Raw genomic sequence first — 12,706 nt, forward strand, 5'->3', positions numbered from 1 at the left:
GAGCTGGTTGAGTGGAGGGACCCACCCCACCGGCTGAGACGGGCTGCCTCATGATCCTCATCGCCCCGCGTCGACTGTGCGCCATCCTCACCGCCGGCCTGCTGGCGGCGACGTTGCTCGCGCCCGGCGTCGCCATGGCCGCGCCGAGGACGGGCAGTGTCCCGGCCTGCCTGATGCATCCGCTGCCCCTGCCGGCCGGTGGGGGCCTGGCCTGGGACGCGATGTTCGTCGACCCGGCCGGCCGGTTCATCGTCGGCACCGGTCGGCGGGCCACCGACCAGGGGCAGGAGCCGGTGCTGGTGCGGTGGGACGGTCCCCGCGTCACCGTGTTGACGAGATCACCCGGGCTGCTGGTGGCCGTCAACCGGCACGGCGTCCTGGTCGGTGACAGCTCGACCGGCGCCGGCAACCGACCGTGGCGTTTCCGGGACGGCCAGGTGGAGTGGCTGCCCCTGCCGCCGAACGGGATCGGCGGCTATGTCACGGCCGTCAACAGCCGGGGGGACATCGTCGGCTACGGCGGCTACCTGGAGTACCCGGTGACCCTGCGCTGGCCGGTCGACCGGCCGGACACCGTCGAGGTTCTCGAGCCCGGCGGCCTCCCGGTGGCGATCCTCGACGACGGCACCATCGTCGGCGAGGTCCCCGGCGAGGAGGACCGCTCGTCGCACGGTCCCGGAGCGCGTGGTCCCGGTGCGCGTGGTGCCGGCGGGGAGCGCGGGGTCGCCCCGCCGCCCGTCGCCTGGGTGCGGCGTCCCGACGGGCGGGTCGACCGGCTCACCGCGCCCGGCGCGGTGAAGTCGACGGTGCGGGTGGCCCGGGGGAACTGGGCGGTCGGCCAGGTCGCCGACACGGCGGACGGGCAGTACGGGCAGATGGTGCGCTGGGACCTGCGCACCGGGGTGGCGACGCCGGTCAGACCGGGACTGATCGCCATGACGGGCGTCAACGCATCCGGTGGACTGCTCTCCGACTCGGTGGTCGATCACCTTGACCGCCGGGTGCCGCTGCGCAGCGTCGTCTCGGGCCCGGTGAACCGCGTCGTCGCCGAGGCGATCGCCGACAACGGTCTGGTCGTCGGCCGGGCCGTCGGCCGGCAGGTCTCCCTCCCGGTCCGGTGGAGCGGCTGCTGAGCGGTCCGGATCTCCGCAGGGCGCGTCGTCGCCGGTCGCGGCGGGACCACGCCGGCCGGTCCGGCTGGGTAGCCTGGTCGGCGCGGAGCTAGGACGACGGGCGGGGGCCGATGAGTCGTGCGGTGGAGCAGTCGAACCGGGCCATGTTGCGGGCCCGGGACGCGATGGACCGGGCGTACGCGCAGCCGTTGGACATCCCGGCGCTGGCCCGGATCGCGCTGGTCTCCGAGGCGCACTTCATCCGCACCTTCCGGGCCACCTTCGGCGAGACCCCGCACCGCTACCTGCAACGACGTCGGGTGGAACGGGCGATGTCGATGCTGGTGGAGACCGACCGGGACGTCACGGAGATCTGTTACGCCGTCGGGTTCAGCAGTCTCGGCTCGTTCAGCCGTACCTTCCGGCAGATCGTCGGTGAGTCGCCCACCGGATACCGCAGCAGCCGGTCGGCGGGCGACCAGCCGGTGCCGAGTTGCTTCGCCAAAGCCTGGACCAGGCCCAGCAGTTTTGGATAAGCAGCAGGTCAGGGGCCTGGCATAGCGTTCCCGGCATGACGATGAACGCGATCACCCGGTCCCAGCTCTACGTCCTCGACCAGGACGAGGCGCTCGACTTCTATGTCGGCAAGCTGGGCTTCGAGGTCAATACCGACCAGGATCTGGGCTTCATGCGGTGGCTGACGGTCAACGTGCCCGGCGATCCGCAGCGGGAGGTGCTGCTGGAGAAGCCCGGCCCGCCCGCGCTGGACCCGGCGACCGCCGAGCAGGTCCGGGAGCTGCTGACCAAGGGCGCGATCGGCGGGTGGCTCAGCATCACCACCGACGACGCCCACAAGACGTACGAGGATCTGGTCGGCAAGGGCGTCGACATCACCGACGAGCCGACCGAGCGGCCGTACGGCATCGACTTCGGCATCCGGGACCCGTTCGGCAACCGGATCCGCATCGGCCAGATGTTCGCCCGCTGAGGGCGGCGGGGGTCGGGAGGCGCGGGTCACGCTCGCGCCTTCCGACTCCGACGAGGTGGCGACGGGTGTGCGGCTGTTCTGCCTGGCCCGGCACGGCGAGCAGGAGGGTCGTTCGGCCGACGGTGGGCGCTGCGCCCGGGGCCGCCGGCGATGCCGGTCGGCCGGACCGGGGTGCTGGTGTCGGTGTCGGCGTGCAGGGCGGCGGCGAATACCGGGTGTGGGTGGCGGGGCCGGCGGCTACGGTCGCCCGATGACCATGCCGAGTTTTCCCGATCTGCCGAAGTGTGAGTTCGCCTTTCCCGGCCCGCTGCGCGACCAGCTCGTGGCCGCCGTGCTCAGCGGGGAGAAGATCTCCACCACCGGTCTGCTCCAGGATTATGAGCGTGATGGTGAGGCGCTGCCGGTCGTGGGTGACCGGTCGGTGGTGGTCGACTCCGCCGACCGTCCGGTCGCGGTGATCGAGGTGACCGAGGTGCGGTTGGTCCGGCTCGGCGACGTCGACCTCGATCACGCCCGGGACGAGGGGGAGGGGTACGACTCGGTGGCGGCCTGGCGGGCCGGCCACGAGAGTTACTGGCACGGGCCGGACTATCTGGGTTGGCTCGGCGACCCGGGGTTCCGGGTGGACGACGACACCGTCGCCGTGGTCGAGCGTTTCCGGGTGGTCGGGGGCGACTGACCCGGTCAGCCGGTGGGCTGTTCCAGCTCGTCGCGTACCGCCAGGAAGTCGTCCTTGCGGTCGGGCTGTTTGGTGGGGGTGAGGAAGACCACCACCCCGGCGATCTCGGGGTCGGCCCAGGCACAGGCGGTGAGGTGACCTTCGTCGGCGGTGCGTCCCCGCCCGCAGCGGGCCTCGCCGCCGAACCGGCCGAACTCCACCGACCGGGGTTTGGGGATCCGGTAGGGCTTCAGCAACAGGGCCAGGGTGGCCTGCGGGTCGGCGATCCGGCCGGAGACGGCGCTCACCATGATCGTCTCGGGGCCGCTCCGGCCCCGGCTGTACGTCGCCTCGACGGTGCTGGTGGCCGGGGCGGCTTGCCGGGTCAGCTCGTCGAGCCGGAACCGGGGCAGCCCGGCCGGCAGCGGCGCACCGGAGCGGGGCAGGTCGAGCAGGGTGTCCGGGGTCCGCAACGTCCGCGCCGCCGGGGTGGGGGCGGGGCCCGCCGGCTGCCCGGTGTCGGACACCGCGCAGCCGGCGACCAGGGCGGCGGCGACCAGGGCGGGCAGCGCCCCGGTGAGGCCGAGCGGTCGGCGCGGTGCCGCCGGGTGCCGCCGGGCTGCCGGGCGGCGCGGACCGGCGGGTCGTCTCTTCGGCACAACGCTCCTCGCGGGAATCGGAGCGGGTAGGTTATCCGACCGGTGTCGCCCCGGTTCGTCGTCGGTCCCCCATGTCGCCGTGGGCGGTTTTCCGGCCCGGGGGCACCTGGTGTGGTCGGGTGACGGGCACCGCACCCCGGGTCGGGTGCGGTGCCCGTTCGGCGGTTCGACGGCCACCGCGTCGGTGGTCAGCCGGTCGTGGTGGTCTTCAGTAGCAGGGCGGCCAGTTGGGGTGCGGCGGCCGGCGGTTGCGGACCGCTCGGGCAGTCGGACCACTCGACGATGCGGGTCCCGACGGTGAGTTGGTAGGAGTAGGTGTCCGCGCAGCGGCCGTCGGGCGGGCCGCCACGGCTGCGGGTGGCCGGGCCGGTGAGCGTCCGGAGCTGGTCGAGCTGTGCCGGGGTGAGCCGGCCGGTACGGGTCGTGCCGGCCCGGTCGGTCGTGGTCCACCGACCGTCGGGCTCGACGGTCACCGTGTCGCGGTTCCCGGCGAAACCTCCGGAGCGGGTCAGGGTGACCCGGTCGACGGTGGTGGCGGACCCGGTGCCGCCGGGGCCCCGCGTGGTGCCGGCTTCGGTCGTCGCGCCCGGGGTGACGCCACCGGCCGCGACGGTCGGAGCGGCGGGGGTGGTGGTGACCGGGGCGCCGGGGGTGGGGGTGGTGGCCGTCCCGGTGGGGGCGGTGGACGGCGTCGCAGGTGAGCCCGGGTCACTCGCTGAGCAGCCGGTCAGCAGGCCGAGGGAAACCGTGATCGTGGTCAGGACCAGGGCGGATGATCTCATGCCGTTCCGACGCGCATCGACGTCAATCGGTTCCCTGGGCAAGGTACCTCCTCCGTTCGGCCAGTGTCGTGTCATGGAACCGTTCCATCCCTTCTCTTTTCTTCGATGTATCGCTATATCTACATGCGTGACCACCCCCGTCACATCTTTCCCTTGCCAGGAGGGCACGTGAAAAGACCCCTCGCCGCCGTCAGCACAGCTCTGCTCACCAGCGGATTGCTGACCTGCGTCGCCACCGCAGCGCAGGCGGCCCCGGCCGCCCCCGCTCCGGACACCGCCCCTGCCGCCCGCGCCGAGAGTCTGCTGCGCAGCAACCCCGGTGCCGTGCAGGGCGCGAGCGGAGAGGCCTACCAGGCCGTCCGCACCAAGGTCGACGCCAACGGCGCCGCGCACGTCCGCTACACCCGCACCTACCAGGGTCTGCGGGTGTACGGCGGTGACTTCGTCATCCACACCGCGCCCAACGGGACCCTCGCCGGCACCTCGGTCGGCCTGTCCGCTCCGCTCGCCCTGGGCACCACCGCCAAGATCAGCCCGGCGGCGGCCAAGGCGACGGCCCGCAAGGCGTTCTCCGGCAAGATCACCGAGGTGGGTACGCCGGAACTGTTCGTCGACGCCACCTCCGGCAAGGGCCGGCTCGCCTGGGAGACCGTGCTGTCCGGCTGGAAGGCCGACCAGCAGACCCCGTCGAAGCTGCACGTCATCACCGACGCCAGCACCGGCCGGGTCATCGGCGCGCACGACGAGATCGAGTCCGTGGTCGGCAGCGGCCAGGGCATCTACACCGGCTCGGTCAGCATCGACACCACGCTCTCCGGCAGCACCTACCAGATGATCGACCCGTCGCACGGCAACGGCCGCACCTGCGACATGAACAACGGCACCAGCACCTGCACCACGTTCACCGACGCCGACAACGCCTGGGGCGACGGCACCAACACCAACCGGCAGTCCGCCGGCGTCGACGCCCACTTCGGTGCGGCCAAGACGTTCGACTACTTCAAGAACGTGCACGGCCGCAACGGCATCTTCGGCAACGGCGCGGGCGTGCCCAGCCGGGTCCACTACGGCCGCAACTACATCAACGCCTTCTGGGACGGCGCCCAGATGACCTACGGCGACGGCGCCAGCAACTCCCGGCCGCTGGTCTCCCTCGACGTGGCCGGCCACGAGATGAGCCACGGCGTCACCGAGGCCGTCTCCGGCCTGGTCTACTCCGGCGAGTCGGGCGGCCTCAACGAGTCCACCAGCGACATCTTCGGCAACATGGTCGAGTTCTACGCCGCCGCGCCGAGCGACCCGGGCGACTACCAGGTCGGCGAGAAGATCAACATCAACGGCAACGGCACCCCGCTGCGCTACATGTACAACCCGTCGCTGGACGGCTCGTCCGACTCGTGCTGGAGCACCAGCACCAAGAACAAGGACGTGCACTACTCCTCCGGCGTCGGCAACCACTTCTTCTTCAACCTCGCCGAGGGCACCGGCGCCACGTCGTACGGCACCTCGCCGGTCTGCGGCTCCGCCCCGGCGGTCACCGGCATCGGCCGGGAGAAGGCCGAGAAGATCTGGTTCCGCGCCCTGGACGTGTACTTCACCTCCAACACGTCGTACGTCAACACCAGCACCCCGGCCAACACCGCCCGCGCGTACAGCCTCAAGGCGGCGACCGACCTGTACGGCAGCTGCTCCACGGAGTACAAGGCCGTCCAGGCGGCGTGGACCGCGGTCAACGTGGCCGGCAGCGACGCCCCCTGCTCCTCCACCGGTAACGACTTCTCCGTCTCGCTCTCCCCGACCTCCGGTTCGGTGACCGCGGGCGGTTCGGTCGCCACCACCGTCGCCACCGCGACCACCAGCGGCACCGCGCAGACCGTGACGTTCTCCGCGTCCGGCCTGCCGACCGGCGCGACCGCGTCGTTCAGCCCGGCCTCGGTGACCTCGGGCGCCTCGTCGACCCTGACCATCGCCACCTCGGCCAGCACCCCGGCCGGCAGCTACCCGGTGACCGTCACCGGCACCGGCGCGGTGGCCCACTCGGCCAGCTACACGCTGATCGTGAGCAGCGTCGGTGGCAGCTGCACCGCCGGCCAGCTCCTGGGCAACCCCGGCTTCGAGTCCGGCAACACGGTCTGGGCGGCCAGCACGGGCGTCATCGGGCAGAACGGCGCCAGCCAGCCCACCCACGGTGGCACCTGGAACGCCTGGATGGGCGGCACCGGTGGCACCCTGACCGAGACGCTCTCCCAGTCGGTGAGCGTGCCGGCCGGCTGCTCGACGTACAACTTCAGCTTCTGGCTGCACATCGACACCCGGGAGGTCAGCTCCACCACCGCGTACGACAAGCTGACCGTGCAGGTGCTCAACTCCTCCGGCACCGTGCTGGCGACCCTGGCGACCTACTCGAACCTGAACAAGGCCACCGGGTACACCCAGCGCTCGTTCTCGCTGGCCGCGTACGCCGGCCAGAGCGTGACCCTGAAGTTCACCGGCACCGAGGACGCCTCGCTGCGGACGTCCTTCGTGGTCGACGACACCGCGCTCGACGTCTCCTGACCTGATCGTCGTGCCGGCGGGCCCGACGGCCACCCCTCCCGGGTGGTCGTCGGGCCCGCGCCGTTATGGTCGCCGCACCGACGCGGCACGTGCCGGTGCGGCGACGAGAGGGGTGGTGGCGGTGTCGGACGCGGAGTTGACCGTCGGGGTGACCGGCGCGGTGGCGACGGTGACGATCCGGAACCCGGGCCGGCGCAACGCGATGACCCCGGCCATGTGGCGTCGGCTGCCGGTGCTGCTGGACGGGCTGGAGGCCGACCCGGCCGTGCGCGCCCTGGTGCTCACCGGTGCCGACGGGGCGTTCTGCGCCGGTGCCGACCTCGGCGCTCTCGACGAGCTGCTGGACGCGCACGGGGACGCGGGCATCGCGGTCGCCGCCGAGGAGCGGTTGGCGGCGTTCGCCAAGCCCACCGTCGCGGCGGTGCAGGGCCCCTGCGTGGGCGGTGGTTGCCTGCTCGCGGTCGCCTGCGACCTGCGGATCGCCGCCCCGGACGCCCGGTTCGGGGTGCCGCCGGCCCGGCTCGGGCTGGTCTACCCGGCCCCCACCACCCGGCGGCTGACCCGGCTCGTCGGCCCGTCCACGGCCAAGTTCCTGATCTTCACCGCCGAGCTGATCGACGCCGAACGGGCGCTGCGGGTCGGCCTGGCCGACGAGGTGGCCGACGACCTGCCCGGCCGGGTCACCGCGATCACCGCCGCCATCGCCGCGCGCTCCCAGCTCAGCGTCGCCGCCGCCAAGGAGATCATCGACGACCGGGCCAGCCCGGCCCGGATCGCCTGGTGGCACCGGAAGGCACGGGACAGCGGCGAGGCCCGGGAGGGCGTCGCCGCCCACCACGAACGCCGCCCACCCGACTTCCCCTGGTCGCCGTCCGCCCCCCACTGACCCTCCGCCGCCCGGCTGACCCTCCCCGCCGGGCTGCCACCGTCGTGATGGGGGCACTTTCGTGGTTGTAGTGGCAACGGAGCGGACGGATGCCACTACAACCACGAAAGTGAGTCGATCACGGTGGCGCGGGTCTGCGGCGGGGCCGGGCCGGAGGTGGTGCGGGGTTGGGTTCTCGTGGGTCCGGCGAGGTGGTGAGGGCCGGCGGGGTGGTGAGGGCCGGTGGGGTGGTGAGGGCCGGCGGGCGTCGCGCCGGGGCGTACCCGACGCGACCCCCTGTGCCCGCCGGCCGGTCCCGTCACCGCCCGGCGAGGCTCGCCCAGCTCGGCGTCGCCGGCTCCCGCCGCAGCGGCATGCCGGCCTCGGCCGGCGTCCGGTCCCCCTTGCGCTGGTTGCACGCGTAGCAGGCGGCGGTGGTGTTCCGCCAGGTGTTCCGGCCGCCGCGCGAGCGGGGCAGCACGTGGTCGACGGTGCCGGCCGGCCCGCCGCAGTACGCGCACCGCCCACCGTCGCGGCGCAACACCCCCGCCCGGGACCAGGCCGGCCCGGCGCTGAACCGCCAACGGGTGACGACGTACCGGACGAGGCGGACCACCCGGGGGACGGGGAAGACCCCGATCACCCGGTCCGGCTCGGCCTCGTGGATCTCGGCGACCCGACGGCACAGCATCCGGATCGCGTGTTGGACGGTGACCCGGTGCAGCGGGCCGAGGTCGGCGTTGATGACGAGGACGGCGTCCACCGGGCTCTCCCTTCACGGTCGGCGGTCGGTCGGTCTGTCGGGCCGGTCGGCGGGGCCGCCCGTCCGGAGTGGGACCGGGTCGGACGGGCCCAATGCCGGGTCCGGGTGTCGGCCCCGGACGACGAAGGCCGCCCGGTCCTCAGGTGGGACGGGGCGGCCGGCGCGTACGGGCACGCGTCAGTCGGGATTCCCGTCCCGGGGGTGTTCGGCTCGGTAACCGTCGATGGGTAGCGTCGACCACGCCCTGGTGTGGTGCGGCGACATCATGGCGTGCTCCCGGTTCGACTGGTTGACCTTGCGCGGACCACGGTAGGCGTGGCGCTGTGGGCGGGCAACGCATTTCGATGCCCACGCTGCTCCAGGCCCCGCACCCGACGCGGGTCGACCGGAGCCCCGCCCTGCTGCCGCCCCCCGCCGTGGGGCCGCCCCCCGCCGTGGGGCCGCCGCGCGCCCATGCGGCGACCCCGCCGACGGCTACGGGCGGGTCGACCGGGCGGTGCCGGGGCGGTCATGTGCAGACCGGCCGATGCCGTGGGCAGGTTACGAGCGGACCGACCAGACGGTGACGTCGACCGAGGCCGGCTGCGCCTGGTAGCGGTTGTGGTCGATCCGGACGTAGTTGACCACCGTCGGGTCGCCCGGGTCGGGCTGGCAGTAGGTGACCGGGGTGGGTTCGAGCTGTTCGAGGTCGACGCTCGAATACCGCTGCGCCTTCGGGTTGCGGCAGCCCTCGTAGCTGAGGTCGGTCGGGTCGTCGGTCCAGTTGTAGAGGGCGAGCTGGTGGTCCTTCCCCTGGAAGATCAGGGTGCCCGCACCGGTGCCCTTCGCCAGTCGGGGCCTCGGCAGGAAGTAGACCGAGTCCCCGTCGAGCAGCTTCCAGTGCGGCGCGTCCTTCGGCGGCACCCAGTCCGGCCCGACCGGCCCGGGGGTGGGCGTCGGCCGGGCCGTGGGGGTCGGGCCGGGGCCGGCCGTGGGCCCGTCCGGCCCGGGGGTCGGGATCGCCGGGGTGGTGGTGGGCGTCGCCCCGGACGGATCGACGGTGGGTGTCGTCCCGACCGGGGTCGCCGTGACGCTGGGGTCGGCCGACGAGGCGTCGACGGAGGTCGTGGGGGAGGCGCTGCGCGCGTCCGGCGTGCGGTCCGTCGGCCAGGAGAGCACGGCCACCGTACCGACGATCACCAGCAGCAGCGCGGCGATCCCCGCCGGCAGCCGCCAGCGTCGCCAGCGGCGGCGCGACCCCGGGGCCGACGGAGTGGCGTCTGCTCCGGTCGGTGCGTCGGACGCGGGCGGGGTCGACCCCGGCGGTAGGGCGGCGGCGTCCGCCGCCGCCCGGGACAGCCGTGGGTCGATCGCGCTGAACAGGGACAACAGCCCGAGCGCGCTCGCGGCGAAGACGCCGGCCAGGCCCACCAGGGCATTGGCCTTGTCGACCCCGATCCGCCAGGCCAGCACCGCCACCCCGATGGCGGCCACGGTGAGCAACGTGTAGGCCTTTCGCGGTCCCGTCATGCGAATCATGGTGGCCGGGGGCGGCGGGACACGGTGTCGGGTAGGCGACGCCGCGTGCTCGCCGGGTGACATCGGGACCTTCGGCCGACCGGAGGCACCCGGGTCGGCGTGACGACGGGACCTTTGGCCACCGTCGGACGGGTCCTTGCGCCCCACCGCCGAGACGGCCGTCGATGGATGCTGAGGGTGTCCGAGACGCCGCCAACCGCCGAGGTGAAACATGTCGACCGAACTCGCCACCACGATCGACGCCCTGGTCGCCGCCGGCCTCAAGGCCCTGGCCGACTACGACCGGTACGACCAGGAGCAGATCGACCACATCGTCCGCAAGGCGTCGGTGGCCGCGCTGGACCGGCATGCCGCCCTCGCCCAGCTCGCCGTCGCCGAGACCGGTCGGGGGGTGTTCGAGGACAAGGCGGTGAAGAACATCTTCGCCTGCGAGCACGTCACGCACAGCATGGCGAAGACCCGTACCGTGGGGGTGATCGCCCGGGACGAGATCAGCGGCATCGTCGAGATCGCCGACCCGGTGGGCGTGGTCGCCGGGATCACCCCGGTCACCAACCCCACCTCGACCACCATCTTCAAGGCGCTGCTGGCGCTCAAGACCCGTAACCCGATCATCTTCGCCTTCCACCCGGCGGCGCAGCGGTGCAGCGTCGAGGCCGCCCGCACGGTACGCGACGCGGCGGTCGCCGCCGGAGCGCCCGAGCACTGCATACAGTGGATCGAGGAGCCGTCGGTCGAGGCGACCACCGCGCTGATGCACCACCCCGGGGTCGCGACCATCCTCGCCACCGGCGGCAACGCCATGGTCCGGGCCGCCTACTCGGCGGGAAAACCGGCACTGGGTGTGGGCGCGGGCAACGTGCCGGCCTGGATCGAGGCGAGCGCCAAGCTCAAGCGCGCGGTCAACGACATCGTGCTGTCCAAGTCGTTCGACAACGGCATGATCTGCGCCTCCGAGCAGGCCGTCATCCTCGACGCGGCGATCCACGACGCCGCCCTCGACGAGTTCCGCACCCTGCACGCCCACCTGGCGACCCCGGCGGAGAAGGAGAAGCTGGAGGCGCTGCTGTTCCCCGCCGGGAAGCTCAACCCCGACGTGGTGGGCCGGACGGCCGCCTGGATCGCCGACGCCGCCGGGATCACCGTCGCCCCGGACACCTCGATCATCCTGGTCGCGGTCGACCGGGTCGGCCCCGACGAGCCGCTGACCCGGGAGAAGCTCTGCCCGGTGCTGGCCGTGCTGCGCGCCGACAGCCGCGAGCAGGGCCTGCGGTACGCCGAGCAGATGGTCGAGTTCCACGGGCTCGGACACAGCGCGGTCATCCACACCGCCGACGAGGACCTGGTGGAGGAGTTCGGCCGCCGGGTCAAGGCGGTCCGGATCATCTGGAACTCGCCGGCCTCGCAGGGCGGCATCGGCGACATGTACAACGCGTTCCTGCCGTCGCTGACGCTGGGCTGCGGCAGCTACGGGCGTACCTCGGTGTCGGACAACGTGTCGGCGGTGAACCTGCTCAACATCAAGCGGATCGGCCGGCGGAACAACAACATGCAGTGGTTCAAGGTCCCGTCGAAGATCTTCTTCGAGGCGAACGCGATCCGCTACCTCGCCGAGATGCCCGACGTGCACCGGGTCACCGTTGTCACCGACGCCACCATGACCCGGCTCGGCTTCGTCGACCGGATCAACCGGGTGCTGCAACGCCGCCCTGAGCGGATCGCCCTGCAGATCATCGACGACGTGGAACCCGAGCCGAGCGTCGACACCGTCGACCGGGGGGCCGCGCTGATGCGGGCCTTCCGCCCGGACACCATCGTCGCCCTCGGTGGCGGCTCGGCGATGGACGCGGCCAAGGTGATGTGGCTGCGTTACGAGCACCCGGACGTGGTCTTCGACGACATGCGGGAGAAGTTCTTCGACATCCGCAAGCGCGCCTTCACATTTCCCACCCTCGGCGCGCTGGCCCGGCTGGTCTGCGTACCGACCACGTCGGGCACGGGCGCGGAGGTGACCCCGTTCGCGGTGATCACCGACCACCGGACCGGCAAGAAGTACCCGCTGGCCGACTACGCGCTCACCCCGACCGTGGCGATCGTCGACCCGGTGCTGACCGCCAGCATGCCGGCGACCATCGCCGCCGACAGCGGCTTCGACGCCCTCACCCATGCCATCGAGGCGTACGTGTCGGTGTACGCGAACGACTTCACCGACGGGCTCGCCCTGCACGCCATCCGGCTGATCTTCGGCAACCTGGAACGGGCGGTGGTCGACGCCGACCCCGAGGCGCGGGAACGGATGCACAACGCGGGCACCATCGCCGGGATGGCGTTCGGCAGCGCCTTCCTCGGCATCGTGCACGCCATGTCGCACACCCTCGGCGCGACGTTCCACATCGCCCACGGCCGGACCAACGCGGTGCTGCTGCCGCACGTGATCCGCTACAACGGCACCGTCCCGGCGAAGCTGTCCGGCTGGCCGCGTTACGAGAGCTACCGGGCACCGGAACGCTTCGCCGAGATCGCCGCCCAGCTCGGCCTGCCGGCGGGCACCCCGGCGCAAGGGGTGGCGTCGCTGGCCGAGGCGGTGGAACGGTTGCGCGACGCGGTCGGCATCGAACCGTCGTTCGCCGCGATCGGTGTCGACCGGGCGGCGTTCGAGGCGGCGCTGCCGCAGCAGGCCCTCAACGCCTACGAGGACCAGTGCGCCCCGGCGAACCCCCGGATGCCGATGCTCGACGACATGCAGCAGCTCATGCGGGACGCCTACCAGGGCACGTCGCGCTGACCGGGTGGCCCGACAGCCCC

General features: G+C 72.6%; 11 protein-coding genes. 7 read left to right on the forward strand and 4 right to left on the reverse strand.

What is annotated here, in order from left to right; genetic code table 11:
* The first annotated feature begins 50 nt into the window (after nucleotides 1-50).
* The 4 genes from JQN83_RS15305 (at nucleotide 51) to JQN83_RS15320 (ending at nucleotide 2,779) form a co-directional block, all read left to right on the forward strand.
* Entirely contained in the window at nucleotides 51-1,133 is a 1,083-nt protein-coding gene (locus JQN83_RS15305) for a hypothetical protein (RefSeq protein ID WP_208567809.1), read from the forward strand.
* Between the two features lie 110 nt (nucleotides 1,134-1,243).
* On the forward strand, nucleotides 1,244-1,648 hold the full coding sequence (locus tag JQN83_RS15310; RefSeq protein ID WP_208567810.1) for a helix-turn-helix domain-containing protein: 405 nt from the start codon (nucleotides 1,244-1,246) through the stop codon (nucleotides 1,646-1,648).
* Nucleotides 1,649-1,683: 35 nt separating this feature from the next.
* A complete protein-coding gene (locus JQN83_RS15315) occupies nucleotides 1,684-2,100 on the forward strand; it encodes a VOC family protein (RefSeq protein ID WP_208567811.1) in 417 nt (138 codons plus the stop codon).
* Between the two features lie 256 nt (nucleotides 2,101-2,356).
* Nucleotides 2,357-2,779, forward strand: a complete 423-nt coding sequence (locus JQN83_RS15320) for an ASCH domain-containing protein (RefSeq protein ID WP_208567929.1) — start codon at nucleotides 2,357-2,359, stop codon at nucleotides 2,777-2,779.
* 5 nt (nucleotides 2,780-2,784) lie between these two features.
* On the opposite strand, the gene JQN83_RS15325 is transcribed toward JQN83_RS15320, so the two are convergent.
* Together JQN83_RS15325 and JQN83_RS15330 are read right to left on the reverse strand one after the other, a co-directional pair.
* Nucleotides 2,785-3,417, reverse strand: coding sequence for a hypothetical protein (locus tag JQN83_RS15325; RefSeq protein WP_208567812.1), 633 nt, complete (start codon nucleotides 3,415-3,417; stop codon nucleotides 2,785-2,787).
* A 188-nt stretch (nucleotides 3,418-3,605) separates the two neighbouring features.
* Complete coding sequence (locus JQN83_RS15330; protein ID WP_208567813.1) at nucleotides 3,606-4,199, reverse strand: hypothetical protein; 594 nt, start codon at nucleotides 4,197-4,199, stop codon at nucleotides 3,606-3,608.
* Between the two features lie 168 nt (nucleotides 4,200-4,367).
* On the opposite strand from JQN83_RS15330, the gene JQN83_RS15335 reads away from it, so the two are divergent.
* Together JQN83_RS15335 and JQN83_RS15340 are read left to right on the forward strand one after the other, a co-directional pair.
* A complete protein-coding gene (locus tag JQN83_RS15335) occupies nucleotides 4,368-6,755 on the forward strand; it encodes a M4 family metallopeptidase (protein WP_208567814.1) in 2,388 nt (795 codons plus the stop codon).
* 115 nt (nucleotides 6,756-6,870) lie between these two features.
* Nucleotides 6,871-7,641: an enoyl-CoA hydratase/isomerase family protein gene (locus tag JQN83_RS15340; protein ID WP_208567815.1), complete on the forward strand. Its 771-nt coding sequence runs from the start codon at nucleotides 6,871-6,873 to the stop codon at nucleotides 7,639-7,641.
* Between the two features lie 298 nt (nucleotides 7,642-7,939).
* Here JQN83_RS15340 and JQN83_RS15345 read toward each other — a convergent pair whose 3' ends face one another.
* Nucleotides 7,940-8,383: an HNH endonuclease gene (locus JQN83_RS15345; protein ID WP_208567816.1), complete on the reverse strand. Its 444-nt coding sequence runs from the start codon at nucleotides 8,381-8,383 to the stop codon at nucleotides 7,940-7,942.
* A gap of 540 nt (nucleotides 8,384-8,923) precedes the next feature.
* Nucleotides 8,924-9,892, reverse strand: a complete 969-nt coding sequence (locus JQN83_RS15350; RefSeq protein ID WP_208567817.1) for a hypothetical protein — start codon at nucleotides 9,890-9,892, stop codon at nucleotides 8,924-8,926.
* Nucleotides 9,893-10,112: 220 nt separating this feature from the next.
* Between JQN83_RS15350 and adhE the strand changes: the two genes are divergently transcribed.
* The gene (gene adhE, locus JQN83_RS15355) at nucleotides 10,113-12,686 is read left to right on the forward strand and encodes a bifunctional acetaldehyde-CoA/alcohol dehydrogenase (protein WP_208567818.1); all 2,574 of its coding nucleotides are present in this window, start codon (nucleotides 10,113-10,115) and stop codon (nucleotides 12,684-12,686) included.
* Nucleotides 12,687-12,706: the final 20 nt, after the last annotated feature.

The sequence above is a fragment of the Micromonospora antibiotica genome, from assembly GCF_017599305.1.
GTDB classification, from domain to species: Bacteria; Actinomycetota; Actinomycetes; order Mycobacteriales; family Micromonosporaceae; genus Micromonospora; species Micromonospora antibiotica.